Consider the following 25,655-nt stretch of genomic DNA (forward strand, 5'->3'; position numbering starts at 1 on the left):
TGCCGCGAAGACATGAAGCGCAAGAACATTCTTTTCATCATGGCCGATCAGATGGCCGCGCCGATGTTGCCGATTTACGCCTCATCTCCAATCAAAATGCCGAATTTGAGCCGCCTCGCTGCTGAAGGCGTGGTGTTCGACGCTGCTTACTGCAACAGCCCACTGTGCGCCCCATCGCGCTTTACCCTCGTCAGCGGTCAGCTCCCGAGCAAGATTGGCGCGTATGACAACGCCGCCGACTTCCCGGCCGACGTCCCTACGTACGCCCACTATCTGCGTCGCCTCGGCTACCGCACGGCGCTGTCGGGCAAGATGCACTTCTGCGGCCCGGACCAACTGCACGGCTATGAAGAGCGCCTGACCAGCGACATTTACCCCGCCGACTATGGCTGGGCGGTCAATTGGGACGAGCCTGATGTTCGCCCAAGCTGGTATCACAACATGTCGTCGGTGCTGCAAGCCGGCCCGTGCGTGCGGACCAACCAGCTCGACTTCGACGAAGAAGTGGTCTTCAAGGCGCAGCAATACCTGTTCGACCATGTGCGTGAAGACGGCGACCAACCTTTCTGCCTGACCGTGTCGATGACTCACCCGCACGACCCGTACACCATTCCCAAGTCGTTCTGGAATCTCTATACCGACGACGAGATTCCCATGCCGTCTGCACCGCCCGCGCAGGCCGACCAAGACCCGCACTCCCAGCGCCTGCTCAAGGTCTATGACCTGTGGGACAAGCCGCTCCCGGAACAGAAAATCCGCGACGCTCGCCGCGCGTACTTCGGTGCGTGCAGCTACATCGACGACAACGTCGGCAAGTTGCTCAAGACTCTGGAAGACACCGGCCTGGCCGACGACACCATCATCGTGTTCTCCGGCGACCATGGCGACATGCTCGGCGAACGTGGTCTCTGGTACAAAATGCACTGGTTTGAAATGTCCGCCCGTGTGCCACTGCTCGTGTACGCTCCGGGTCAGTTCAAAGCCGGCCGCGTGAAGGCCGCCGTGTCCACCGCCGACCTGTTGCCGACCTTTGTCGCGATGGCGCAAGGCGAGCTTGAGGCGGGCCTTCCACTCGACGGCCGTTCGTTACTGCCGCACTTGGAGGGGACTGGCGGTCACGATGAAGTGTTCGGCGAGTACATGGCCGAAGGCACAAACAGCCCCTTGATGATGATTCGTCGCGGTGCTTACAAATTCATCTATTCGGAACAAGATCCATGTCTGCTGTATGACGTGTACAACGATCCGAAAGAGCAGGAAGAGCTGAGCCAGTCCGAGGCTCATCGCGACCTGTTCAACGCGTTCCTGGCCGAAGCAAAGGCCAAATGGGACATTCCGGCGATACACCACCAGGTGCTCGCCAGCCAGCGTCGTCGGCGTTTCGTCGCCCAGTCGCTGGCCCTCGGCAAGCTGAAGAGTTGGGATCACCAGCCGCTGGTAGACGCCAGTCAGCAATACATGCGCAACCATATCGATCTCGACGATCTGGAGCGCAAGGCCCGTTATCCACAACCTTGAACCCTGCCAACACTTAGAAAACCAAAAAGGGGCACACCATGAAGAAGTTGTTCACAACGCTGGCGGTTGCGGTGATGAGCTTGAGCAGCGTCGTTGCACACGCCGCTGACGCAAGCTGCAGTACGGTCAAGATGGCCGATCCAGGTTGGAGCGACATCGCTGCAACCAATGCCACGGCGGGCTTTCTGCTCGACGGCATGGGTTACAAGACCAAGGTCGATACGCTGGCAGTGCCGATTGCCTATGGTGGTCTCAAAGACGGTCAAATGGACGTTTTCCTGGGCAACTGGATGCCTGCGCAGCAGGGCTTTTATGACAAGTTCATCGCCACCGGCGATGTAACGCAATACGCGAAGAACCTGGAAGGCACCGAGTTCACCCTCGCCGTGCCGGACTACGTCTACGACGCCGGTGTGCATAACTTTGCCGACCTGAACAAGTTCGCCGACAAGTTCCACAAGAAGATTTACGGCATCGGCTCGGGGGCTCCGGCCAACGCGTCGATTCAGGAGATCATCAAGAAGAACGAGTTCGACCTGGGCGACTGGAAGCTGGTTGAGTCCAGCGAACAGGCGATGCTGGCCGAAGTGCAGCGCAACGTGAAGAAGAAGGAGTTCGTGGTGTTTCTGGGCTGGACGCCGCACCCGATGAACGTGCAGATCAAAGGCATGCACTATCTGAAAGGTGGCGAGAAGTACTTCGGTGACACCGGCAGCGTCTACACCGTGACCCGCAAGGGCTACGCCGATGCCTGCCCGAACGTGGCCAAGCTGTTCTCCAACCTGACGTTCACCCAGGACATGGAAAACACCATCATGAAGAACGTGGTGGACAATAAAGTCAGCAATACCGAAGCGGTCAAAGCCTGGCTCAAGGAAAACCCGGCAGTGCTTGAGAAGTGGTTGAGCGGCGTGAAAACCATCGACGACAAAGATGCGCTGCCAGCGGTCAAAGCCAAGTTGTAAGCGTCCTCCAGACCTTGGGATCAATTTGATCTCAAGGCTGCAGACTGACCTGTGGGAGCGAGTTCATTCGCGAGGCGGCGGTACAGGCGACAGAAATGTGTCTGATGTAACGGCGAATCGCGAATGAATTCGCTCCCACAGTAGATCGACAGCATCAAGTAGATCGGCGACCGCCAGCAGCATCCACTTCTTGATCAACCCTCAGCCATCAACCGCCGCAACTCGGCCAGCACCGGCGCTGAGTCCGGGCGCACGCCGCGCCACAGGAAAAAGGCTTCCGCCGCCTGCTCGACCAGCATCCCCAGACCATCGACGGCTTGCCCGGCTTTATGCTCGGTTGCCCACCGGCAGAACGCCGTGGGTTCCTTGGCGTACATCATGTCGTAGCAGAAGGTTTCGCCCGGTTGAATCAGACTTGGCGCAATCGGCGGGACGTCTCCCGAAAGGCTGGCGGACGTCGCGTTGATGATGATGTCCACCGGCTCTTCAAGCCAGTCGTAACCAGCGGGCAGCACCGGACCAATATCCGCAAATTCCTGTGCCAACCGTTCAGCCTTTTCCACCGTGCGGTTAGCGATGACCAACACGTACGGCTCTTCAGCCAGCAGTGGTTCCAGCGCGCCCCGTACCGCCCCGCCAGCACCCAGCAACAGCACGCGCTTGTCCTTGAGAGTCACGCCGTGGTTGACCGTCAAGTCACGCACAAGACCCGCACCATCGGTGTTATCGCCCAACAGGCTGCCGTCCGCTTGTCTCGCCAGGGTATTCACCGCACCGGCCCGACGACCGCGTTCAGTCAGTTGATCCGCCAACCGATAGGCCTCTTCCTTGAACGGCACGGTGACGTTCGCACCCAGCCCGGACACGAAGAACTGTTTGGCGAACGCCGTGAAGTCATCGAGTGGCGCCAAAGCGGTCTGGTAATCCAGCGCCTGCCCGGTCTGCTCGGCAAACAGGCGATGAATCAGCGGCGACTTGCTGTGTGCGATCGGGTTGCCGAAGACGACGTAATGGTCAGTCATTACTTGTTTTCCTCAGCGAGCCAGTCGCGATCCTGCAGGAAATATTCAGTCAAGCGCGCTTCCTCGCTGCCCGGCGCGGCTTTCCAGTCGTAGCCCCAACGCACCTGCGGCGGCAGGGACATGAGGATGGATTCGGTACGGCCACCCGACTGCAATCCGAACAGCGTGCCCCGGTCGTAGACGAGGTTGAATTCCACGTAACGACCACGGCGGAATTCCTGGAATTCGCGTTGCTGTGCCGTGTAAGGCGTGGCCTTGCGACGCTGCACGATGGGCAGATAGGCGTCCACGAAGGCATCGCCGATGGCCCGCAGGAAAGCGAAGCTGGTATCAAAGTCCCACTCGTTCAGGTCATCGAAGAACAGACCGCCCACGCCGCGCGGCTCATTGCGATGCTTGATATGGAAATACCGGTCGCACCACGCCTTGTAGCGCGGATAGACATCGGCGCCAAACGGGGCGCAGGCCTGCTCGGCAACACGGTGCCAGTGCACACAGTCTTCTTCGACGCCGTAGTAAGGCGTCAGGTCGAAACCGCCGCCGAACCACCAGACCGGCTCTTCGCCTTCTTTTTCAGCAATGAAGAAACGCACGTTGGCATGTGAGGTCGGAACATGTGGGTTATGCGGGTGCATGACCAGCGACACGCCCAACGCCTCAAAGCCGCGTCCAGCGAGTTCAGGACGATGAGCACTGGCCGAAGGAGGGAGTCCTGCACCGAAGACATGGGAGAAATTGACGCCGCCTTTTTCGATAACGTCGCCGTTCTCGATCACTCGGGTTCGTCCGCCGCCACCGGCAGGTCGCTCCCAGGCGTCTTCGACGAAACGTGCGCTGCCGTCTTCCTGTTCCAGCGCGGCGCAGATCCGGTCTTGCAGATCCAGCAGGTAGGCTTTGACGGCGTCGGTGCGAAAGGACATGGCAGTACCTTGAGAGAACGTGAAACCGGTGTTTGTGAGCATCGTTTTGGGCGCAGTCTCCCGCTGAGAAGACCGTTGCTCATCAAAACGCTGCCGCGAAAGTGGCGCGTAGCATATCACCGGCTTGGCCGGTGCCGCAGTTGACGAAGACCGAACGAAGGAGTCCGATAGAGCCCTTTCGTACAAAAGTTTCGATCCATGACGGAGAAAGCAAATGGCAAAGCGTATCCAGTTCCGCGCCCACGGCGGCCCTGAAGTTCTTGAGTACGTTGACTTCGAGCCGGCCGCTCCCGGTCCGAAAGACGTGCTCGTGCGCAACAAAGCGATTGGCGTCAACTTCATCGAAACCTATTTCCGCACCGGTCTGTATCCCGTTGCCTCAATGCCCTCGGGCTTGGGCAACGAAGGTGCAGGCGTGGTCGAGGCGGTCGGAGCAGAAGTCACCCACGTTAAAGTCGGTGACCGCGTGGGCTACGGCACCGGTCCGCTGGGCAGCTACGCGGACCTGCACCTGACGCCGGCCGCCAACGTGGTCAAACTGCCCGACGACATCAGCTTCGAGCAGGCCGCCGCGATCATGCTCAAGGGCCTGACGGTGCAGTACCTGTTCCGTCAGACGTACGAAATTCGTCCTGAAGAAATCATCCTGTTCCACGCCGCCGCCGGGGGCGTAGGCTCAATCGCCTGCCAGTGGGCCAGCGCCATGGGTGTGAAGCTGATCGGCACGGTCAGCTCGCCGGAGAAAGCCGCCCACGCCAAAGCCAACGGCGCATGGGAAGTCATCGACTACAGCAAGGAAGACGTCGCCAAGCGCGTGCTTGAACTGACCGATGGCAAGAAAGTGTCGGTGGTCTACGACGGCGTCGGCAAAGACACCTGGGAAACCTCGCTGGACTGCCTGGAGCTGCGCGGACTGCTGGTGAGCTTCGGCAACGCTTCAGGTGCTGTATCGGGCGTTAACCTGGGGATCCTGGCGCAGAAAGGCTCGCTGTACGTGACCCGCCCGACCCTCGGTTCCTACGCCAACACCCCGGAAGCGTTGCAGGCGATGGCCGACGAGGTGTTCGCGATGGTGTCCAACGGCAAGGTCAAGGTGGACGACCTGAAAAAATTCGACTTGAAGGACGCGGCCAAGGCACACACCGAGCTGTCGGCACGACGCACCACCGGGTCGATTATTTTGGTGCCTTAGTCCGACGACTCAATACCTGTAGGAGCTGCCGCAGGTTACGACGGTGGCGAACGCGTTCTGCCTGACACACCGCATTCGCCACTCTCGTAACCTCGCGCAGCGCCTACAGGGTCGTGCAAACGGCATCACCCCGCTCGCACGACCTCAGCCGTCACCAGATCACGAATCACACTCGGATTACGCCGCCCAGCTGTAGGAGCTGCCGGAGGTTACGACGGTGGCGAATGCGTTCTGCCTGACACACCGCATTTGCCACTCTCGTAACCTCGCGCAGCGCCTACAGGTCGTGCAAACGGCATCACCCCGCTCGCACGACCTCAGCCGTCACCAGATCACGAATCACACTCGGATTACAACGCCCAACTGTGGGAGCTGCCGGAGGTTACGACGGTGGCGAATGCGTTCTGCCTGACACACCGCATTCGCCACTCTCGTAACCTCGCGCAGCGCCTACAGGGTCGTGCAACCGACATCACCCCGCGCGCACGACCTCGGCCGTCACCAGATCACGAATCACACTCGGATTACGCCGCCCACCCAGCGAGCCACCCAGAACCATGTCCAGTTGGTTGTGGAAGTACTGCTCGATCCGCAACCGCGAACGCGCGGCAGGTCGGCCGGTCGGGTTGGCCGACGTTGACACGAGCGGGCCGGTCAAGGCGCATAGCTCACGCACCAGAGGATGATCGCTGACACGCAGCGCCACGGTGTCACGGCCGCCCGTGATCCAGTCAGGCAACAGGCCCTGATGCGGCACCAGCCAGGTGTTCGGACCCGGCCAGGTGCTGGCCATGCGATCAATCCAAAGCTCGGGGAAATCCTCGAAGAGGAAATCGAACTGGCGAATGTTGTCAGCAATCAGGATCAAGCCTTTTTCAACAGGCCGCGCCTTGATTGCCAGCAGGCGGTAAACCGCTTCCGCATCCCAAGGGTCGCACCCCAGCCCCCATACCGCTTCGGTTGGATAGGCAATCACCGCCCCGGCCCGGATCTCTCGTGCGGCTTGTTGCACACGCCAACTGCTGACCATCGTTCACTCTCCGAATTAACGCTGGCGGGCAGTTTAACCTCAGGGGGCCCGGGCAAACCATCGCCCGGCGTCACACGCCACGCTGTTGTCGAGTTCAAGTTCGGTCAGGGCCGCCAGTACCTTGGGCAACGGCCAGCCACTGCTGGCTGACAATCCCTCGCTGGTCTGCGGCGCCGCATGCAGCAACGCCAGAAGGGGATGGGTGGGCCCAGGCTTGGTTTCCCCTGGCTCATTGCTCGGCGGCAGGTTTTTCCAGCCTTGCAGCGCTTCCAGAATGTGATCGATCGTCTCCACCAACACCGCGCCTTCACGGATCAGTTGATGACAGCCCCGAGCGCCCGGGTGATGAATCGATCCGGGAATCGCATAGACCTCCCGGCCCTGCTCAGCCGCCAGGCGCGCCGTGATCAACGAGCCACTGGCGACACTGGCCTCCACCACGAGTACGCCCAACGACAGGCCGCTGATAATTCGGTTGCGTCGCGGAAAATTGCTGGCGTGGGGACCGGCATCCAGCGGAAGCTCGGAAATCACCGCGCCACCCTGCGCCACCATGGTTGCTGCAAGTTGACGATGCCGCTGTGGATAAAGTTTTTCGATGCCTGTGCCAAGTACCCCGATCGTGGCACCTTTTACATCCAGCGCACCCTGATGGGCAGCAGCATCAATGCCGAGCGCGAGGCCGCTGGTGACGACAAATCCAGCCCCCGCCAAGCTGCGGGCAAACGCCTTCGCCGTATCGAGTCCCGGCCTGGAAGCGCGTCGACTGCCGACCATTCCGAGCTGCGGACGATCAAGCAACGTGCGATCACCGGCGATGAAAAGAAGCGGAGGGGGATCGGAAATTTCACCCAGTAAAGCAGGGTAGTCAGCATCGTCCCACATCAGCAAATGCTGGCCCGGACGCTCCAACCAGGCCAATGCGGCGCTGGCGCCGTCACGCACTTCCGGGCTGCGCCGGGCGTCGGAACTGGCGGCCGGCAGCCGCAAGGATCGCCACGCAGAGGCTGGAGCGCTCAGGGCAGCAGAAGCACTGCCGAAGGCATCGATAAGGGTATGAAAACGCTTCGGACCGATTTCGGGCAATCGATGAAGGCGCAGACGCGCCTCCAGCTCTGCAGGCGACTGCCCGGCTTTTTCGAACAACGGCATGAGATCTTCCTTGATCCGTGGCCCACTTCAATGAGTGGGCAAACCTGTGGATAAGTCTGTTAACAACAATTAGATAAGTGAAGCATGCCGGTGGGAAAAAGTGTTTTGGAGCTGATACATAGCATTACGGATTGCGCACCCGGTCGTTCACCGCCAGAGATCTGGACGCATGAAGCACCATCGCGTAGCTCAAGCGATTGTAAGTACGGAATACCATCAGCAGACCGGAACGCTCGTCCGGGATTTTTACCTGCTCGCCCGTGATGCGGTCGCGAACGGTTTCGCCCGCCTTGTAGATCGCCAGCACGTTACCTTCAGCCAGACCGTCGAGGCGTCCACGGTCCAGGGTGACCACGTCAAACTCGCCGATCTGTGTGACGCCGCGCGGCACATCGATGATCATGCCCCTGATCTCCTGCTTCGGCTCACTCGGCAGAAAGTTGGAGTTGATCGCGCGCTCTTCACTGACGAACAGGCGGTCGCCCAGCCGGACCTCTTGAGTCGAACGCTGCATCTGCACCGTCGCCACGTCACCTTCGCGGGCTACCACCTCACCGCTGCCGATGTCGTCGCCGTTGATACCCAAGGGCTCATCGGTTTCTGGATCGTAGTAGGTCTTGCCCTTGCGGAAGATGCCGTAGGACACGTGGGCCGGGTCAAAACTGCCGCGCGCATAAATCCGGTCCCCGGCGCCGCTCAGGACGCGCTCGCCATTGCCGGCGACGATGTACGGCGCATCCTCGAACTGCTCGGCGGTGTCCATGATCCGGTTGTTGAGCAGGAAGGCATTGATGGCACCCAGCGGAATGGTCGGAATCGCATCGGCGATAGGCGTGCTGCGCACGCGCGGGGAGAGTTTGATCGTGCCACGAGACTCACCGCGGTTGAGGACAATCCTCGGCTGGCCGTCCACATAAATGAGGTTCAGCGTGTCGCCAGGGTAGATCAGATCAGGGTCGTGGACCTGCGGGTTGGCGCGCCAGAGCTGCGGCCACTTCCACGGCTGGCTCAGAAACTTGCCGGAAATGTCCCAGAGTGTGTCACCGGCGACAACGGTGTAACTCTGTGGATGGCCATCCCTGAGTTGTACTTGCGCCTGGACAAGGCCTGTCGCGGCCAACAGCAGCAGGGCGAGTAGTGATTTCCTCATGCGGTGAATCCCTTTATCATGTTGGCTTCGCGTGAAACATTGAGTCTTGCGAGACTTCGGTTTTACAAGGGTTGCCCGCTTGTGACGTCCACAGCCTAGCAGCCGATTTTGACTTTACCCTACAAGTGCAGCTCTTACGTATATGGCCATTTTAAACATTCTCGAATTCCCCGATTCGCGCCTGCGCACCATCGCCAAGCCGGTGGTTGCTGTGGACGACGGCATTCGCCAGTTGGTCGACGACATGTTTGAAACCATGTACGAGGCTCCTGGCATCGGTCTGGCGGCGACGCAGGTTAACGTACACAAGCGCGTCGTTGTAATGGATCTCTCCGAAGATCGCAGCGAGCCACGGGTTTTCATCAACCCCGAGATCGAGGCGCTGACCGACGAAATGGATCAGTATCAGGAAGGCTGCCTGTCGGTTCCTGGCTTCTATGAAAACGTCGACCGTCCTCAGAAGATCAAGATCAAGGCGCTGGACCGTGACGGTCAGCCTTACGAACTCATCGCCGAAGGCCTGCTCGCCGTGTGCATCCAGCACGAATGCGATCACCTGAACGGCAAGCTGTTCGTGGACTACCTGTCCAATCTCAAGCGTGACCGGATCAAGAAGAAGCTGGAAAAACTGCACAAGCAGAACGCCTGACCCCTCTCTATCCGTAGGAGCGCGCTTGCCCGCGATTGCAATCTGTCTTTGACGCACCCGGCGGCTGACACCCTGCAATCCCGGGCAGACGCTTTCCTGCGGCCATACTCCTCAACGAGAAGCCCATGACTGAGCCACTGCGCATCGTCTTCGCCGGCACCCCTGAATTTGCCGCTGAACACCTCAAAGCCCTGCTCGACAGCCCTTATGACGTGATCGCGGTTTACACCCAGCCCGATCGCCCGGCGGGCCGTGGCCAGAAGCTGATGCCTAGCCCGGTCAAGCAACTCGCCCTGCAGCACGATATCCCTGTGCTGCAACCGCCCACTCTGCGTGCGCCTGAAGCACAAGCCGAGCTCGCCGCTCTCAAGCCCGATCTGATGGTGGTGGTCGCCTACGGCCTGATCCTGCCGCAGGTGGTGCTGGATATTCCGCGCCTGGGCTGCATCAACAGCCACGCATCTCTGCTGCCACGCTGGCGTGGTGCAGCGCCGATCCAGCGCGCCGTGCAGGCCGGCGATGCTGAAAGCGGCGTCACGGTCATGCGCATGGAAGCCGGGCTGGACACAGGACCAATGCTGCTCAAGACCGTAACCGCGATTACCGGCGAAGACACTGGCGGCACCTTGCACGATCGCCTGGCTGAACTCGGACCCGTTGCCGTTCTACAGGCCATCGCAGGCCTGGCCGAGGGTTCACTGGTGGGCGAAGTGCAGGACGACAGTCTCGCCACCTACGCTCACAAGCTAAACAAAGACGAAGCACGCATCGACTGGACGCGCCCGGCGGATGAACTGGAGCGCCTGGTTCGCGCCTTCAACCCTTGGCCGATCTGCCACAGCACCCTCAACGGTGAAGCGCTGAAAGTGCTCGCTGCTCACGTCGCCGAAGGCGAGGGCGAGCCCGGTACGGTACTCAGCGCCAGCAAGGACGGTCTGGTGGTGGCCTGTGGACAAAACGCCCTGCGCCTGACGCGCTTGCAATTGCCGGGCGGCAAACCGCTGGGCTTCGCGGATCTGTTCAACAGTCGCCGTGAGAAATTCGCTGTCGGCACCGTATTGGGCGCTCAGGTGGACAGCCAATGAATCCGCGTCTCGCCGCTGCCAAGGCATTGGCTGCCGTACTCAGCGGTAAAGCGTCGCTCAACAGCTCGCTGCCCACTCAACTGGACAAGGTCGACGACCGTGATCGCGGCCTGACCCAAGACCTGGCGTTCGGCACCGCTCGCTGGGAACCCCGGTTGTCAGCACTCGCCGCGAAACTGCTGCAGAAACCGTTCAAAACCGCCGACAACGACGTTCAAGCTTTGCTGCTGGTCGGTCTGTATCAGCTCTTCTATTCGCGCATCCCCGCCCATGCGGCCATCGGCGAAACCGTCGGTTGCGCAGACAAACTGAAAAAACCGTGGGCCAAGGCCTTGCTCAACGCGGTCCTGCGTCGTGCTCAGCGTGAGGGCGAAGCGTTGCTGACGGAGCTCGAACACGATCCTGTCGTGAGAACCGCTCATCCGCGCTGGCTGCAAAAAGCCCTGAAAGCCGCATGGCCGGAGCATTGGGAAGCGATTTGTGCTGCGAACAACGCACACCCGCCGATGATCCTGCGGGTCAATCGTCGTCATAAAACCCGTGATCAGTACCTTCAGTTGCTGCAGGACGCAGGCATTGCCGCCACTGCCAGCACCTTCAGTCAGGAAGGTATCGTGCTGACCGAACCGGGTGACGTCCGCTCGCTGCCGGGTTTCGCTGAGGGCTGGATCAGCGTGCAGGACGAAGCTGCACAACTGGCGGCCGATCTGCTGGAGCTGGCGCCGGGTCAACGGGTGCTCGATGCCTGTTGCGCACCGGGCGGCAAGACCTGCCATTTGCTTGAGGTACAGCCGGGGCTCGCGGGCGTTGTCGCCGTGGACCTGGAAGCCAAGCGCATGGTGCGCGTGAAGGAAAACCTGGACCGTCTGGGCCTGAGCGCCGAGCTCATTGCCGCCGACGCCCGTGCGACCGATCAGTGGTGGGACGGCAAGCCGTTCCAGCGCATTCTGCTCGACGCGCCGTGTTCGGCGACGGGCGTCATTCGTCGTCACCCGGACATCAAGCTGACCCGTCAGGCCGATGACATTCCGGCCCTTGCGACGCTGCAAGGCGAACTGCTGGATGCGTTGTGGCCGACCCTGCAAGTGGGCGGGATTCTGCTGTACGCCACGTGCTCGACCCTGCCCACCGAGAACACCGAAGTGATCGACGCCTTCCTCGCCCGCACGCCCGGCGCACGAGAGCTGGACATCGCCGGTCAGCAAGGCAATCCGCCGCCGGGCCTGAAACAGCCCCACGGCCGCCAGCTGCTGGCGCAGGAAGGTGGCCATGATGGCTTTTATTACGCCAAACTGATCAAGATCGCCGCAACGTCATAATCCATTTCTGTAGGAGCGCGCTTGCCCGCTATTGCGGTATGTCTGTGGCGCATTCGTCGACTGACACGACCCTTTCGCCCGGGTGCGGTCCAGACCAAGCGCGCTCCTGCAGAGATCGGCGTCGTGGGAATCATCATTTCAAGGGAGAGATTGATTGAAGATCATCATTCTCGGTGCAGGACAGGTCGGTGGCACGCTGGCGGAGCATCTGGCCAGTGAAGCCAACGACATCACCGTGGTCGACACCGACGCCGATCGGCTCCGCGCGCTGGGTGACCGTCTGGATATCCGCACCGTTCAGGGCCGCGGCTCTTTCCCGACCGTACTCAGGCAAGCCGGCGCCGACGATGCCGACATGCTGGTGGCCGTGACCAGCAGCGATGAAACCAACATGGTCGCCTGTCAGGTCGCCTACACGTTGTTTCATACCCCGACCAAGATCGCCCGGGTTCGGGAATCGGCCTACCTGACCCGTGCCGGACTGTTCGACAACGACGCCATTCCGGTGGACGTTTTGATCAGCCCCGAGCAAGTGGTCACCAATTACATCAAGCGTCTGATCGAATACCCAAGCGCCCTCCAGGTCATAGACTTTAGCGGGGGCAAGGTGCAACTCGTTGCCGTGAAGGCGTATTACGGCGGCCCGTTGGTGGGTCAGCAACTGCGTCAGTTGCGCGCGCACATGCCAAATGTCGACACCCGCGTCGCGGCCATTTTCCGCCGGGACCGTCCGATCATTCCCCAAGGCGATACCGTCATCGAGGCGGATGACGAAGTCTTCTTCATTGCAGCCAAGGCGGACATTCGTGCGGTGATGGGCGAAATGCGCCGTCTGGACGAGAGCTACAAACGCATCGTCATTGCGGGTGGCGGGCAGATCGGCGAGCGTCTGGCCGAGGCCATCGAAAATCGTTACCAGGTAAAAATCATCGAGATGAACCCGGCACGCTGTCGCTATTTGTCGGACACGCTCGACAACACCGTGATCCTGCAAGGCAGCTCTTCGGACCGCGACCTGTTGGTGGAAGAAAACATCGACAATGCCGACCTGTTCCTTGCGCTGACCAACGATGATGAAGCCAACATCATGTCATCGTTGCTGGCCAAGCGGCTGGGCGCGAAAAAAGTCATGACCATCATCAACAACCCGGCGTATGTGGACCTGGTGCAGGGCGGGGAAATCGACATCGCGGTCAGCCCGCAGTTGGCGACCATCGGCACCTTGCTCGCTCACGTGCGGCGCGGCGACATTGTCAGCGTGCACTCGTTACGGCGCGGCGCTGCGGAAGCTATCGAGGTCGTGGCCCACGGCGATGCCAAGTCCAGCAAGGTGATCGGCAAGGCCATCAAGGACATCAATCTACCGCCCGGCACGACCATCGGCGCCATCACCCGCGCCGAACAAGTGTTGATCGCCCACGACAGCACCGTGATCGAATCCGGCGACCACGTGGTGATGTTCCTTGTGGATAAAAAGTACATCCGCGATGTTGAACGGCTGTTTCAGGTAGGGCTGAGTTTTTTTTAAGCCGGGAGGACCGACGTGCTCGAATCGCTGGAAAAGATGCTCGCCAAGGGCATGGACAACGCCTTGCTCAGATTCGGGCTGGGCAAGGGTTATCTCGATGCGGGAGATCATCAGAAAGCCGTCGAGCACTTGCAGCGCTGTGTCGAGTTCGACCCGAAATATTCCGCGGCGTGGAAACTGCTCGGCAAGGCCTGGCTGGCGTCCGGGGATACCGCACAAGCCCGTCAGGCCTGGGAGCAGGGGATTTCAGCGGCAGTCGGCCATGGCGACAAACAGGCCGAAAAAGAGATGACGGTGTTTCTTAAAAAGCTGGATCGCAAAGCGTAGCGCCACAGATCCCACATCGGAATGCAATTGATTGCAGGAGCCGGCTTGCTGGCGAACCCGATGCGTCATTCAACATTGATGCATCAGGACGGCTCCATTCGCCAGCAAGCCGGCTCTTACAGTAATGACCGAGCTTGCTCAGGCCAGACTCAATACCAGCGCGCCTCACCCTCAGGCCGCTTCTTGAAGCGCTTCATGGTCCACATGTACTGGCTCGGGTAAGCGCGCACGTACTTTTCAACGACCTTGCTCATCGCCGCAGCCGAGGTTTCGGTGTCGGTGCTGTACATGTCTTCCGGCGCTGCTTCCAGAACCACTTTGTAGCCTGAGCCGTCGTCCAGGCGCATGGCGTGCAGAAACACACCGACCGCTTTGCCGCCCGCCAGCATATTCGGCACGAACTTGCTGGTCAGCGCCACGGTGCCGCAGAAAGGCACGAAGATACCGGCCGACTCAGCTGGCTCCGGATCCGCCGGAATTCCCACAGAACCGCCTTTGCGCACTTCCTTGATCACGCTGAGAATCCCTTCCTTGGTCGACGCCGCCACGCGGTTACCCAACTGCACGCGCTGCTTACGCAGCAGTTCATCCACTGCCTTGAGCTTGGGTGGACGATAGAAAATGATCGGTTTGCACTGGCTGCAGTAGAAGTGGTTGAGCACTTCCCAATTGCCCAGATGGCTGGTGATACCGACCACACCTTTCCCTGAAGCCAGCGCGTCCTTCAGCACCTGAAGGCCTTCGACTTCCCGGACCAGGTTGATCGATTTTTGAGCAGGCCAGATCCACGCACAGGCGCTTTCGGTCAGGGTCTTGCCGATGTCCATCAGACTGCGACCGACCAGCGCCTCAAGCTCGGCAGGGCTCAGCTCGGGAAAACATTTGGAGAGGTTGATGCGGGCAACTTCGCGGGAACGGTTGGGCAGCTTCCACATCAACCAGCCGATGCCGGTACCGACCCATTGCACAGCACGCCACGGCAACAGGGCAAACAACCGCAACGCCCCGACCATCATGGCGCCTTTGAACTTATCCACAGATCACTCCTGAATCGATGAGTTGGGCATTGTAACCGCTCAGCATTAAAGGTTCGCCAAACCATCGGCACTGCCGCCTATAAAGAGACGCCGCCCCCTGTGGGAGTGAGCTTGCTCACGAAGACTGACACTCAACCGCCAAAGATTTAACGGATGTGCCGGCCTCTTCGTGAGCAAGCTCACTCCAACAGGGATCTTCGCTAGCCAAGTGGCGCTTCAGAGAAACAGACCGCTTGAACCCCAACCAACTGCGCATACCGATCACAATCCACCGTATGGTCCATGACCATCCCTGTGGCTTGCATGTACGCATAGCAAATGGTTGGGCCGACGAAAGTGAAGCCGGCTTTTTTCAGGGCCTTGCTCATGGCTTCGGCCTCGGGCGTGATGGCCGGGACTTCGCTGCGGTCTTTGAAGTGATTGACCTTGGGCTGGCCACCGACGAACGACCAGACGAAAGCAACCGGGTCTTCCAGACGCAGCCAGGCCTGTGCATTCTTTCGCGCGGCGTTGAGTTTCAGGCGATTGCGGATGATGCCCGGCTCAAGCATCAATGCCTCGATCTCGGCATCGGTCATGTTTGCAATGCGCTGCACTTCGAAGTTGAACATCACTTCGCGATACCGCGCGCGCTTCTTCAAAATCGTGATCCACGACAGACCCGCCTGGAACCCTTCGAGCAATAGAAACTCGAACAGCATCTGCGCGTCGCGCAACGGCACGCCCCACTCCTGATCGTGATAGTCCATGTAAAGCGGATCTTCGTTGCACCAAAAGCAGCGTGGCATAGGGCTCCCAAGGGTGGAGGCGCTGCTGAATCGGGTATACTCCCGCTCTTTAAATCGCAGCCCCCCAGTACAGGTGAATTTCGTGAGCCAGCCTACGCCAGCCGTGCGTACCTTCCAAGACTTGATCCTCGCCCTCCAGCAATACTGGGCAGAGCAAGGTTGTGTGGTACTTCAGCCCTACGATATGGAAGTGGGCGCCGGCACTTTCCACACCGCCACGTTTCTGCGCGCCGTCGGCCCGGAGACCTGGAACGCCGCCTACGTACAGCCGAGCCGTCGTCCTACTGATGGCCGTTATGGCGAGAACCCTAACCGCCTGCAGCACTACTATCAGTTCCAGGTTGTTCTGAAGCCAAACCCGGACAACTTCCAGGAGCTGTATCTGGGCTCGCTGAAACATGTCGGCCTCGATCCACTGGTCCACGATGTGCGTTTCGTCGAAGACAACTGGGAATCGCCAACCCTTGGCGCGTGGGGCCTGGGCTGGGAAATCTGGCTGAACGGCATGGAAGTTTCTCAATTCACCTACTTCCAGCAAGTCGGTGGCATCGAGTGCTACCCGGTCACTGGCGAGATCACCTACGGTCTCGAGCGTCTGGCGATGTACCTGCAAGGCGTTGAGTCGGTCTACGACCTGGTCTGGACCGACGGTCCATTCGGCAAAGTGACCTACGGCGATGTGTTCCACCAGAACGAAGTGGAGCAATCGACCTACAACTTCGAACACGCCAATGTCGACAAACTGTTCGAACTGTTCGATTTCTACGAAAGCGAAGCCGTGCGCCTGATCGCTGCTGAACTGCCGCTGCCGAGCTACGAAATGGTGCTCAAGGCGTCGCACACCTTCAACCTGCTGGATGCCCGTCGCGCGATTTCCGTGACCGCGCGTCAGCAATACATTCTGCGCGTGCGCACGCTGGCGCGTTCCGTTGCCCAGGCGTACCTGATGGCCCGGGCCAAGCTTGGCTTCCCGATGGCCGCACCTGATATTCGCGATGAAGTGTTGGCTAAGCTGGAGGCTGCACAATGAGTGCTCAAGATTTCCTGGTTGAATTGGGCACCGAAGAACTGCCACCCAAAGCCCTGAACACCCTGGCCGATGCATTCCTGGCCGGTATCGAAAAAGGCCTGCAGGCTGCGGGTCTGACCTACAGCGCCAAGCAGGTGTATGCCGCGCCGCGTCGTCTGGCGGTGCTGATCACCGAACTGGCGACTCAGCAACCGGACCGCAGCGTCAATCTGGACGGCCCGCCACGTCAGGCTGCGTTTGACGCCGAAGGCAATCCGACCCAGGCAGCACTGGGCTTCGCCAAGAAGTGCGGCGTCGATCTGAGCGAAATCGACCAGAGCGGTCCCAAGCTGCGTTACAGCCAGAGCATCGCCGGTAAGCCGACGTCGAGCCTGCTGCCGACCATCATCGAAGACTCGTTGAATGACCTGCCGATCCCTAAGCGCATGCGGTGGGGTGCTCGCAAGGAAGAGTTCGTTCGTCCGACCCAATGGTTGGTGATGCTGTTTGGCGATCAAGTGATCGACTGCACGATCCTGGCTCAAACCGCAGGGCGTGAGTCCCGTGGTCATCGCTTCCACCACCCTGAAAGCGTGCGCATCACTTCGCCAGCCAACTACGCCAGCGACCTGCGCGCGGCCCATGTCCTGGCCGACTTCAACGAGCGCCGTCAGCTGATCAGCAAGCGCGTCGACGAGCTGGCCACCCAGCACGAAGGCACTGCGATCGTCCCGGCTGCACTGCTCGACGAAGTGACCGCGCTGGTCGAGTGGCCGGTTCCGCTGGTGTGTTCGTTCGAAGAGCGTTTCCTGGAAGTCCCTCAGGAAGCCTTGATCACCACCATGCAGGACAACCAGAAGTATTTCTGCCTGCTGGATGCCGACGGCAAGCTGCTGCCGCGCTTCATCACCGTCGCCAACATCGAGAGCAAGGACCCGTCGCAGATCGTCCTGGGTAACGAGAAAGTCGTTCGCCCACGTCTGACCGACGCCGAGTTCTTCTTCAAGCAGGACAAGAAGCAGAAGCTGGAAACCTTCAACCAGCGTCTGCAGAACGTCGTTTTCCAGGCTCAGCTGGGTACCGTCTTCGACAAAGCCGAGCGCGTTTCCAAACTGGCCGCGTTCATCGCGCCGCGCATTGGCGGCGACGCTCAGCGCGCCGGCCGCGCTGGCCTGCTGTCCAAGTGCGACCTGGCGACCGAAATGGTCGGCGAGTTCCCTGAAATGCAGGGCGTAGCGGGTTACTACTACGCGCTGGCGGATGGCGAGCCGGAAGACGTAGCGCTGGCGCTCAACGAGCAGTACATGCCGCGTGGCGCTGGCGCCGACTTGCCAAGCACCCTGACCGGCTCGGCCGTGGCGATCGCCGACAAGCTTGACACGCTGGTCGGCATCTTCGGGATCGGCATGTTGCCGACCGGCAGCAAAGATCCGTACGCACTGCGTCGTGCAGCGCTGGGCATCTTGCGCATCCTGATCGAGAAGAAGCTGGACCTCGATCTGATCAAGACCGTGCAGTTCGCCGTCACCCAGTTCGGTGCCAAGGTCAAATCGGCCGGTCTGGCCGAGCAAGTCCTTGAGTTCATCTTCGACCGCCTGCGTGCGCGTTACGAAGACGAAGGCGTGGATGTGTCGGTTTACCTGTCGGTACGTGCCCTGCAACCAGGCTCGGCCCTGGATTTCGATCAGCGGGTGCAAGCCGTTCAGGCATTCCGCAAGCTGCCTGAAGCGGCGGCACTGGCGGCCGTGAACAAGCGTGTGTCGAATCTGCTGAGCAAAGCGGAGGGCAGCATTGCCCACACCGTCGAGCCGAAGTACTTCGACAACGCCAACGAGTTTTCGCTGTACTCGGCGATTCAACAGGCTGATCAGGCCGTCGCGCCGATGTCTGCCAACCGTCAGTACAACGAAGCCCTGACACGTCTGGCCGCCCTTCGCGAACCCGTGGACGCCTTCTTCGAAGCCGTGATGGTGAACGCAGAAGATGCGAACGTGCGGGCCAACCGTTATGCGTTGCTGGCACGTCTGCGCAACCTGTTCCTCGGCGTCGCCGACATTTCCCTTCTGGGTTAAGCCGGGCTGAAGCAGGAGAACATGATTTGAAGCTGCTGATTCTCGATCGGGACGGAGTGATCAACGAAGACTCCGATGCTTACATCAAGTCGGTGCAAGAGTGGATTCCGATCCCCGGCTCGATCGAGGCGATCGCGCAACTGAGCAAGGCCGGCTGGACGGTGGCAGTCGCCACCAACCAGTCCGGCATCGCTCGCGGCTATTACGATCTGGCCACCCTGGACGCCATGCACGCACGGTTGCGTGAACTCGTAGCGGCGCATGGCGGCGAGGTCGGTCTGATTGTTTATTGTCCTCATGGGCCGGATGAAGGGTGCGATTGCCGCAAACCGAAGCCGGGCATGTTGCGGACCATTGCCAGCCATTACGCCGTCGATTTGCACGGAATCTGGTTTGTCGGCGACAGCAAGGGTGACCTGGAGGCGGCGGTGGCCGTCGACTCTCAACCTGTTCTGGTCATGACGGGCAAAGGTCACAAGACGCGGAGCAATCCATTGCCCGCGGGAACGTTGATTTTTGACGATCTGGCGGCGGTTGCCGCCGAACTTATCCACAACAGCGCTTCGTTGAACGGCTGACCGGTCGTTCAACGGCACGCTCAATCCGGGCACTGCCCGTAATGGTAAAAGCAGCTATGTCGATAGTGCAGGCCATCAGGATCTTCTTCTTTTACCTGCTGCTGGGCACCAGCGCTCTGCTGTGGTGCTCGCTGAGTTTTTTCATCGCGCCTTTCCTGCCATTCCGCATTCGTTATCGCTTCATCAATGTCTATTGGTGTCGCTGTGCGGTCTGGCTGACCAAGGTGCTGCTCAACATCCGGGTCAATGTCACAGGCCAGGAAAACGTCCCCAAGACGCCTTGTGTGATCGTTTCGAATCATCAAAGCACGTGGGAAACGTTCTTCCTGTCCGCGCACTTCCAGCCGCTGAGTCAGGTGCTCAAGCGTGAGCTGCTGTACGTGCCGTTCTTCGGTTGGGCCATGGCGATGCTGCGACCGATCGCCATCGACCGCAACAACCCCAAGGCCGCGCTCAAGGTCGTGGCGAAGAAGGGCGATGAGCTGTTGAAGGACGGCGTATGGGTAATGATCTTTCCGGAAGGAACGCGGGTGCCTTACGGCCAGATCGGAAAATTCTCGCGCAGTGGTTCAGCGATGGCCGTCAACGCCGAGTTGCCGGTGCTTCCAATCGCCCACAATGCGGGCAAATATTGGCCGAAAGAAGGTTGGGGGAAAAAACCTGGGACCATTGAGCTGGTGATCGGCCAACCCATGTATGCGGAAGGCACAGGGCCGCGCGCTATCGCAGCGCTGAACGACCGTGTCTATGCCTGGAATGAAGCCACTCAGAAGGCTTTGGGCTCGCCAGCCATGCCTGTGCCCACACCTGAAAAATCACCCGCGTGAATTGTGGATAACCTGTGCACCAATTGTGTGAGATTTTTGATAAACCGATCTAAGTGTCTAATTTAATTACTTATTTCTGTCGGTCATTATCAAGCCTAAAACGTGCATAAGTTTTTCTGAGCACTCATTTTCAGCGCTGAACCTACCGGTCTTGAGCCTTCTCGGTCAAGGCCGGTTTTGTTTTCAGGCCGCTTGAGTCCGTTTCGATATCCACAGATCGCACAACGCCGCGATTGCGATTAAAACCAGCCCGCCACACGCCGCTGCCACGAACCCCATTGCGGGTGACAGGCTATCAATTGCATACCCCACCAACGGCATGGACAGGGTCTGGCCCATTCGATTCGCTGAGTCCTGCAGCCCCATGACCTGACCTCGCACACTGGCTGGGGCGAGCTGCGCGACCGCTTCGGAGCTCGCCGCCAGCGTCGGCGTACACAACAGGTTGGTCGGCAACAGCGCCAGTAACAGCCACCACCAGACATGGTCGAAGAAGACGACAGGCAGCAATAACAGACTCATGGTCACTGCCAGCCGGTTCAACGACCAGGACCTGTGGACAATCCCGTGAACGAAACCACCGGCAATCGACGCAATCGACATGGCTGCGATGACATAGCCGGTGTAAGCGATCTCGCCGTTTTCCCGCAACACCGCAATCAACGCCAGTTCCGTCCCGAACAGCACAAACAGTGCGCCCGAGCTGATCAGCAACACGCTGATCAACCGTGCATTGAGCCACTCACGCAACTTCGGCCGGGCAGGCTCCGTCACCGCGACGACTTCATCGGGATTGCGGATCGGCCAGTTCAACAGGTAAAGCGCCACGTACGACAGCGCACGCCAAATGCCGATACCCACCAGCACCGCGGTAGCCGAATAAGCCGTTATCAACAGAATGCCGACAGCAGGCGTGATGACAAAAGAGAGCTCCATCAGCATCGTCGTCAGCGAATAAGCAGGACGACGCTGATCCTCCGGTACCAGACTGGCGACGAACTGCCTTGAGAGGGAGCCGGTGGGTATAGTGAAAACGCCGGCAGCGAAGGCCAGCGCGACGAACAGCGAGTAGTTCACCAGTGGCAGCAGAACCCAGGCGATTGTGGATAACGCACCGCAGACCGCGACCACAGGGCGTAGACCGTGCCGATCCATCATGCGTCCCAGTAACGGTGATCCCACCGCAAATCCCAATGCCGTGGCCGTCGCCACCAGGCCGGCATCGAAATAACTGCGCCCCATCTCATTGAGGACGTGAAGGCTTAACGTCAGCGTCATGATCGTCAGCGGTAGACCCGCGACGAACATAAACAGCGTGGCCGGCAATACCCTCGGGATCGCCAGCACTTTCTTGTATTTGCGAAACGACATCCGGTTACAGCTCCTTGACCCGTCTTTTTCCTGGTACCGCGATTCCGATGTTCACCGAGCGGTTGGCAAGTCTATTCCTTCGGCTGAAGGAGAAGGGCCACCAGCGCACTCCAGCCAGTCTGGTGTGACGCCCCTAAACCGCGCCCGTTTTCGCCGTGGAAATACTCATGAAACAACACCAGATCCCGACTTTCGGGATCTATTTCAAGCTGTGGATAACCCGCCATGGAAGGGCGATTGCCTGCCTCATTTCGTAGGAAAAGGCTGTTTATGCGATGGCTTAGCCCGTCTGCCACTTCATCCAGTGACGCCAGATACCCCGAGCCGTTGGGGTATTCAACGGAAAAATTCTCGCCGTAGTAGCGATGAAACTCTCGCAAGGATTCGATCAGCATGTAGTTCAGCGGCATCCACACCGGCCCGCGCCAGTTCGAGTTGCCGCCGAACAAACGAGAGTTCGATTCCGCTGGCTGATAATCGGCACACAGCGTGCTGCCATCCACCTGCATCTTGAACGGCTGATCGCCATAGTAACGGGACAAAGACCGCACACCGAAGCCCGAAAGAAACTCGCTTTCATCGAGCATGCGCTTGATCAGATCTTTGGTGCGCTGTCCACGCAACAGTGCCAGCAGCAAGCGGTTGCCCTTGCCCGGTTCGGTCCAGCGAGAGATCAACGCCGCAAGGTCGGGGCGATGGTGGAGAAAGCCCAGCAAACGCTCACGCAGTCCCTTCAAACCTTCATGCTCGCGCTGCTCCAGAACACGCACGGCAAACAGAGGGATCAGCCCCACGAAAGAGCGAAGCCGAACGGATTCGCGCAGACCGTCAGGTCGGTGCAGAACATCGTAGAAAAAGCCGTCGTCTTCATTCCAGAGTCCCTCTACATCCTCCTTGTCGACCTCGTTGATCGCCCCGGCTATATAAAGGAAGTGCTCGAAGAACTTCACTGCAATGTCGACGTACACCTCATTGTGCTGAGCAAGCTCCAGCGCAATACGCATCAGGTCCAGCGCGTAGCCCGCAACCCACGCAGTGCCGTCCGCCTGGTCCAGCTGGTAACCGGGGGCGAGGGCGGCTGAGCGATCGAACAGACCAATGTTATCCAGTCCCAGGAAGCCTCCCTGAAAGATGTTGTGCCCCTCGGCATCCTTACGATTGACCCACCATGAAAAATTCAGCAGCAGCTTGTGTAAAACTCGCTCCAGGAAAACCACGTCTCCCTTGCCGGTTTGCGTTTTTTCCATTTGATAGACACGCCACGTCGCCCAGGCATGGACCGGTGGGTTGGCGTCGTCGAAACGCCACTCATAAGCTGGAAGCTGGCCGTTGGGATGCATGAAGCGGTCTTTGACCAGCATCAGTAACTGGTCCTTGGCGAACTCGATGTCGATCAATGCAAATGCCACGGCCTGAAACGCCAAATCCCATGAGGCGTACCACGGGTACTCCCATTTATCGGGCATCGAGACGATGTCGAAATTGCACAAGTGGCGCCACTGGTTGTTGCGAATGTGCGAGCGCCCTGTGGGCACAGGGCCCTTTCCTGAATCACCCTCCAGCCAGGCTTTGACGTCGAAATAGTAAAGCTGCTTGGACCATAGCAATCCCGCCAGCGCCTGACGCTGGACATTGCGGGCATCCTCATCCTTCAGCGCGTGCTGAAGCGCACCGTAATACTCGTTGGCCTCGGACGTGCGCTGTTCAAACAGGGCCCTGGCATTCACGTGAGCCGACCCGGCCGGCGCAAAGCGCAGGTAAACGACCTCAGATGCGCCGGCTTCAAGGTGCATGCGGAAATGCGCGGCAACCTTGGTGCCTGTATCACGTCGAATCGCATCGGGGTGGGCGCCGACAATGTAATCATTGATGCCATCCTTGAAAGGCCCACTGGCAGGCTCGCCGAACAGTCGAGGAGTGTTGGTGCTGTTCTCGCAAAACAGCCAGTCGCAGGGCTGCTTTCCCCAGGCGGTGACTTCCTTGTCAGGCTGTGATGGGTGACGAGCGACCACTCGATCGTTCTGCAGCGAGAGGGCAGGGCGGTCGACGGGCTCGCCGGTCCAGCTCCAAATATCCCGCGCCCACAGCTGTGGCAACACGCGCAGACTGGCCGAGCAATCGGATCGGTTGACCACGGTCACCCGCATGAAGATGTCATCGGGCGTGTGCTTGGCGTATTCGATGGTCACATCAAAATAATGATTGTCGTTGAACACTCCGGTATCGAGCACTTCGTACTCGGGATCGTCCAGCCCGCGTCGTGCGTTTTCTTCAACGAGATCACTGTAAGGAAAGGCAGCTTGTGGATATTTGTAGAGCATGCGCATGTAGGCATGACTCGGCAAACCGTCAACGTGGAAATAAAGTTCTTTCACGTCCTCGCCGTGGTTGCCTTCGGCGTTGTTCAAACCGAACAGGCGCTCCTTGAGAATCGCATCACGCTCGTTCCATAACGCCAGTCCGATACACCAGTGCTGCGACTTGTCAGAGAACCCCGCCAGACCATCTTCGCCCCACCGGTAAGCTCGGCTGCGAGCATGATCATGCGGGAAGTAAGCCCACGCGTCGCCGTCGGCACTGTAATCCTCTCGCACCGTCCCCCACTGACGATCACTGACATACGGTCCCCATTCCCGCCAAGGGTCGGCTGCGTCCCCTACAAGGCGTAATCCCTCGGTGGTCTGCTGCAGGGCTTTACTGATTGTTTCGGCAGGCATGTTCACTTTCCAGAAAGTCAGATTGGCCGGTTCAAGACAGGCGCTGATTGCAAGGAAATCTATCGGGGGCCGCGTTCGGTCAAATTATTGGCAACCCGGTAATTCAAAGGGCGATTACGCATGGCAATTAGACCCTGTACACCGCCGGTGTATGGTTCGAGCGTGGGACCACACTTTTTGCCTCTCGGTATTGCGCGTTGCTCAGGACGTGAAGCATCACAGCGGTGAACGGATCGAAATGCAGTTGCCCTGATCGCGGGCGGAGGCGGTATGAATACATTGGGTGACTTGGCGTCCAGACGAAACAATAACTTCAGCCTGATCAGAATGCTTGCTGCAACGGCGGTTCTGATCTCCCACAGTTATCCACTTGCGTTGGGCAGTACAGCCGTTGAGCCTTTATCCGGTTGGCTGGGGCTGTCGCTCGGTGAGCTGGCGGTGATCACCTTCTTCTGCGTTTCCGGCTTCTTCATTTCCCTTAGCCGTGACCGTGCGCCGACAAATCTGGATTTCTTCTCAGCGCGGTTTCTGCGCATCTACCCGGGTCTGTCCCTCGTCCTGCTACTGAGCGTCTTTCTGATCGGCCCCCTCTTTACGACACTGGGCACGCTGGAATATTTCCGCTCGGGTGCAATTTACAGTTACCTGAGTAATAACCTCATGCTATTCAGCATGAAGTTTCAGCTACCCGGCGTCTTCGAGGATAACCCGTGGCCTGGTATCAACGGCTCACTGTGGACGCTGTTCTACGAAGTGACGCTGTATGTGCTGGTCGGCGGGTTAGGCGCTTTTGCGTTCTACGGACGAGGCGTGCGGTTCGCCGGGTTTCTGCTTGTTTACGCGATCGTCTACATCGCTTTCAAGATTACTTTGGCAAACACCACGATGCTGAACGAACTACACCGGGCACAGTTCTTCTTCACCTGGAGCCTTCCGTTCGTACTCGGCATGTCGCTGTACCGTTATCGTCAGCACATTCAACACCGCTTCGTGTGGTTCTTGCCGCTGGCGGCGTTGGCTGCGTGGTCTTATCAAAAGCCTTGGTTCTTCGAGTGCTTCGTGGCCGCCTGGACTTACCTGATCTTCTACCTGGGCTTCGCCACCAACCGTTTTGTGGACCGCTACAACCAGTTGGGCGACTACTCATATGGCGTCTATATCTATGCCTTCCCTGTGCAGGAGATCCTCGCGCATCAGGTCAAAGGCATTGATCCGATCAGCATGATGCTGGTGGCGTTCCCTATCGTCCTGGTTGCCGCGATCTTCTCTTGGCACGTCATCGAAAAGCCAGCCATGGCGCGACGACATGCATTTGCTGCGCAGCTTGCGTCCACGATGACAGACTTGAAAACGTATTGGGCAGGTGTGCGAAGCGGGTCGGCCTGAAAAATAAAAACCC

The 25,655-nt window shown here is 59.4% G+C and carries 22 protein-coding genes; 13 read left to right on the plus strand and 9 right to left on the minus strand.

The annotated features are described in order from the left end of the window. The first annotated feature begins 12 nt into the window (after positions 1–12). Positions 13–1,518 (plus strand): choline-sulfatase, encoded by a 1,506-nt coding sequence (gene betC / locus ABDX87_RS13670; RefSeq protein ID WP_346833306.1) that lies wholly within the window; start codon positions 13–15, stop codon positions 1,516–1,518. A gap of 38 nt (positions 1,519–1,556) precedes the next feature. Then, positions 1,557–2,483, plus strand: coding sequence for a choline ABC transporter substrate-binding protein (gene choX, locus ABDX87_RS13675; RefSeq protein WP_346833307.1), 927 nt, complete (start codon positions 1,557–1,559; stop codon positions 2,481–2,483). Between the two features lie 194 nt (positions 2,484–2,677). On the opposite strand, the gene aroE is transcribed toward choX, so the two are convergent. Further along, positions 2,678–3,505 (minus strand): shikimate dehydrogenase, encoded by an 828-nt coding sequence (gene aroE / locus ABDX87_RS13680; RefSeq protein ID WP_346833308.1) that lies wholly within the window; start codon positions 3,503–3,505, stop codon positions 2,678–2,680. Then, positions 3,505–4,425, minus strand: a complete 921-nt coding sequence (gene hemF, locus ABDX87_RS13685) for an oxygen-dependent coproporphyrinogen oxidase (RefSeq protein ID WP_346833309.1) — start codon at positions 4,423–4,425, stop codon at positions 3,505–3,507. Before hemF ends, aroE begins: the two co-directional genes overlap by 1 nt. A 214-nt stretch (positions 4,426–4,639) precedes the next feature. Here hemF and ABDX87_RS13690 point away from each other — a divergent pair, with 214 nt between their 5' ends. Beyond that, a complete protein-coding gene (locus tag ABDX87_RS13690; protein WP_346833310.1) occupies positions 4,640–5,617 on the plus strand; it encodes an NADPH:quinone reductase in 978 nt (325 codons plus the stop codon). Positions 5,618–6,089: 472 nt separating this feature from the next. Here ABDX87_RS13690 and ABDX87_RS13695 read toward each other — a convergent pair whose 3' ends face one another. The 3 genes from ABDX87_RS13695 to ABDX87_RS13705 all read right to left on the minus strand — a co-directional run bounded on the left by ABDX87_RS13695 (position 6,090) and on the right by ABDX87_RS13705 (position 8,949). Continuing rightward, complete coding sequence (locus tag ABDX87_RS13695) at positions 6,090–6,647, minus strand: L-threonylcarbamoyladenylate synthase (RefSeq protein WP_346833311.1); 558 nt, start codon at positions 6,645–6,647, stop codon at positions 6,090–6,092. A 39-nt stretch (positions 6,648–6,686) separates the two neighbouring features. Beyond that, positions 6,687–7,799, minus strand: coding sequence for a DNA-processing protein DprA (gene dprA, locus ABDX87_RS13700; RefSeq protein ID WP_346833312.1), 1,113 nt, complete (start codon positions 7,797–7,799; stop codon positions 6,687–6,689). A 124-nt stretch (positions 7,800–7,923) separates the two neighbouring features. After that, positions 7,924–8,949: a LysM peptidoglycan-binding domain-containing protein gene (locus ABDX87_RS13705; protein WP_346833313.1), complete on the minus strand. Its 1,026-nt coding sequence runs from the start codon at positions 8,947–8,949 to the stop codon at positions 7,924–7,926. 142 nt (positions 8,950–9,091) lie between these two features. Here ABDX87_RS13705 and def point away from each other — a divergent pair, with 142 nt between their 5' ends. From def to ABDX87_RS13730, 5 genes are all read left to right on the plus strand, one after another. Then, a complete protein-coding gene (def, locus tag ABDX87_RS13710; RefSeq protein ID WP_346833314.1) occupies positions 9,092–9,598 on the plus strand; it encodes a peptide deformylase in 507 nt (168 codons plus the stop codon). 125 nt (positions 9,599–9,723) lie between these two features. Next, positions 9,724–10,683, plus strand: a complete 960-nt coding sequence (fmt, locus tag ABDX87_RS13715; RefSeq protein WP_346833315.1) for a methionyl-tRNA formyltransferase — start codon at positions 9,724–9,726, stop codon at positions 10,681–10,683. Beyond that, positions 10,680–12,002: a 16S rRNA (cytosine(967)-C(5))-methyltransferase RsmB gene (gene rsmB, locus ABDX87_RS13720; protein WP_346833316.1), complete on the plus strand. Its 1,323-nt coding sequence runs from the start codon at positions 10,680–10,682 to the stop codon at positions 12,000–12,002. Before fmt ends, rsmB begins: the two co-directional genes overlap by 4 nt. A gap of 154 nt (positions 12,003–12,156) precedes the next feature. Continuing rightward, complete coding sequence (gene trkA, locus ABDX87_RS13725) at positions 12,157–13,530, plus strand: Trk system potassium transporter TrkA (RefSeq protein WP_346833317.1); 1,374 nt, start codon at positions 12,157–12,159, stop codon at positions 13,528–13,530. 36 nt (positions 13,531–13,566) lie between these two features. Next, positions 13,567–13,857 (plus strand): tetratricopeptide repeat protein, encoded by a 291-nt coding sequence (locus tag ABDX87_RS13730; RefSeq protein ID WP_346833513.1) that lies wholly within the window; start codon positions 13,567–13,569, stop codon positions 13,855–13,857. Between the two features lie 149 nt (positions 13,858–14,006). Here ABDX87_RS13730 and ABDX87_RS13735 read toward each other — a convergent pair whose 3' ends face one another. Further along, positions 14,007–14,894: a lysophospholipid acyltransferase gene (locus tag ABDX87_RS13735; protein ID WP_346833318.1), complete on the minus strand. Its 888-nt coding sequence runs from the start codon at positions 14,892–14,894 to the stop codon at positions 14,007–14,009. Positions 14,895–15,094: 200 nt separating this feature from the next. Beyond that, the gene (locus tag ABDX87_RS13740) at positions 15,095–15,682 is read right to left on the minus strand and encodes a DNA-3-methyladenine glycosylase I (RefSeq protein ID WP_346833319.1); all 588 of its coding nucleotides are present in this window, start codon (positions 15,680–15,682) and stop codon (positions 15,095–15,097) included. Between the two features lie 82 nt (positions 15,683–15,764). Here ABDX87_RS13740 and glyQ point away from each other — a divergent pair, with 82 nt between their 5' ends. From glyQ to ABDX87_RS13760, 4 genes are read left to right on the plus strand one after another with little or no spacing between them, the layout of a single operon-like run. After that, the gene (glyQ, locus tag ABDX87_RS13745; RefSeq protein WP_074757446.1) at positions 15,765–16,712 is read left to right on the plus strand and encodes a glycine--tRNA ligase subunit alpha; all 948 of its coding nucleotides are present in this window, start codon (positions 15,765–15,767) and stop codon (positions 16,710–16,712) included. Further along, the gene (glyS, locus tag ABDX87_RS13750; protein WP_346833320.1) at positions 16,709–18,763 is read left to right on the plus strand and encodes a glycine--tRNA ligase subunit beta; all 2,055 of its coding nucleotides are present in this window, start codon (positions 16,709–16,711) and stop codon (positions 18,761–18,763) included. The genes glyQ and glyS overlap by 4 nt, the downstream gene beginning before the upstream one ends. A gap of 26 nt (positions 18,764–18,789) precedes the next feature. Beyond that, on the plus strand, positions 18,790–19,341 hold the full coding sequence (gmhB, locus tag ABDX87_RS13755; RefSeq protein WP_346833321.1) for a D-glycero-beta-D-manno-heptose 1,7-bisphosphate 7-phosphatase: 552 nt from the start codon (positions 18,790–18,792) through the stop codon (positions 19,339–19,341). A gap of 56 nt (positions 19,342–19,397) precedes the next feature. Then, positions 19,398–20,168 (plus strand): lysophospholipid acyltransferase family protein, encoded by a 771-nt coding sequence (locus ABDX87_RS13760; RefSeq protein ID WP_346833322.1) that lies wholly within the window; start codon positions 19,398–19,400, stop codon positions 20,166–20,168. A 183-nt stretch (positions 20,169–20,351) separates the two neighbouring features. On the opposite strand, the gene ABDX87_RS13765 is transcribed toward ABDX87_RS13760, so the two are convergent. Together ABDX87_RS13765 and ABDX87_RS13770 are read right to left on the minus strand one after the other, a co-directional pair. Further along, positions 20,352–21,539: an MFS transporter gene (locus ABDX87_RS13765; protein WP_346833323.1), complete on the minus strand. Its 1,188-nt coding sequence runs from the start codon at positions 21,537–21,539 to the stop codon at positions 20,352–20,354. A 71-nt stretch (positions 21,540–21,610) separates the two neighbouring features. After that, positions 21,611–24,256, minus strand: a complete 2,646-nt coding sequence (locus tag ABDX87_RS13770) for an MGH1-like glycoside hydrolase domain-containing protein (protein WP_346833324.1) — start codon at positions 24,254–24,256, stop codon at positions 21,611–21,613. A 270-nt stretch (positions 24,257–24,526) separates the two neighbouring features. Here ABDX87_RS13770 and ABDX87_RS13775 point away from each other — a divergent pair, with 270 nt between their 5' ends. Continuing rightward, a complete protein-coding gene (locus tag ABDX87_RS13775; protein ID WP_346833325.1) occupies positions 24,527–25,642 on the plus strand; it encodes an acyltransferase family protein in 1,116 nt (371 codons plus the stop codon). Positions 25,643–25,655: the final 13 nt, after the last annotated feature.

This window comes from Pseudomonas abietaniphila, from assembly GCF_039697315.1.
Lineage (GTDB): Bacteria > Pseudomonadota > Gammaproteobacteria > Pseudomonadales > Pseudomonadaceae > Aquipseudomonas > Aquipseudomonas abietaniphila_B.

Excerpts from the sequence above, each read along its gene's own strand:
- betC (WP_346833306.1), top strand. The coding sequence starts at position 13 with ATGAAGCGCAAGAACATTCTTTTCATCATGGCCGATCAGATGGCCGCG.
- choX (WP_346833307.1), top strand. The coding sequence starts at position 1,557 with ATGAAGAAGTTGTTCACAACGCTGGCGGTTGCGGTGATGAGCTTGAGC.
- aroE (WP_346833308.1), bottom strand. The coding sequence starts at position 3,505 with ATGACTGACCATTACGTCGTCTTCGGCAACCCGATCGCACACAGCAAG.
- hemF (WP_346833309.1), bottom strand. The coding sequence starts at position 4,425 with ATGTCCTTTCGCACCGACGCCGTCAAAGCCTACCTGCTGGATCTGCAA.
- ABDX87_RS13690 (WP_346833310.1), top strand. The coding sequence starts at position 4,640 with ATGGCAAAGCGTATCCAGTTCCGCGCCCACGGCGGCCCTGAAGTTCTT.
- ABDX87_RS13695 (WP_346833311.1), bottom strand. The coding sequence starts at position 6,647 with ATGGTCAGCAGTTGGCGTGTGCAACAAGCCGCACGAGAGATCCGGGCC.
- dprA (WP_346833312.1), bottom strand. The coding sequence starts at position 7,799 with ATGCCGTTGTTCGAAAAAGCCGGGCAGTCGCCTGCAGAGCTGGAGGCG.
- ABDX87_RS13705 (WP_346833313.1), bottom strand. The coding sequence starts at position 8,949 with ATGAGGAAATCACTACTCGCCCTGCTGCTGTTGGCCGCGACAGGCCTT.
- def (WP_346833314.1), top strand. The coding sequence starts at position 9,092 with ATGGCCATTTTAAACATTCTCGAATTCCCCGATTCGCGCCTGCGCACC.
- fmt (WP_346833315.1), top strand. The coding sequence starts at position 9,724 with ATGACTGAGCCACTGCGCATCGTCTTCGCCGGCACCCCTGAATTTGCC.
- rsmB (WP_346833316.1), top strand. The coding sequence starts at position 10,680 with ATGAATCCGCGTCTCGCCGCTGCCAAGGCATTGGCTGCCGTACTCAGC.
- ABDX87_RS13730 (WP_346833513.1), top strand. The coding sequence starts at position 13,567 with ATGCTCGCCAAGGGCATGGACAACGCCTTGCTCAGATTCGGGCTGGGC.
- ABDX87_RS13740 (WP_346833319.1), bottom strand. The coding sequence starts at position 15,682 with ATGCCACGCTGCTTTTGGTGCAACGAAGATCCGCTTTACATGGACTAT.
- glyS (WP_346833320.1), top strand. The coding sequence starts at position 16,709 with ATGAGTGCTCAAGATTTCCTGGTTGAATTGGGCACCGAAGAACTGCCA.
- ABDX87_RS13760 (WP_346833322.1), top strand. The coding sequence starts at position 19,398 with ATGTCGATAGTGCAGGCCATCAGGATCTTCTTCTTTTACCTGCTGCTG.
- ABDX87_RS13765 (WP_346833323.1), bottom strand. The coding sequence starts at position 21,539 with ATGTCGTTTCGCAAATACAAGAAAGTGCTGGCGATCCCGAGGGTATTG.
- ABDX87_RS13770 (WP_346833324.1), bottom strand. The coding sequence starts at position 24,256 with ATGCCTGCCGAAACAATCAGTAAAGCCCTGCAGCAGACCACCGAGGGA.
- ABDX87_RS13775 (WP_346833325.1), top strand. The coding sequence starts at position 24,527 with ATGAATACATTGGGTGACTTGGCGTCCAGACGAAACAATAACTTCAGC.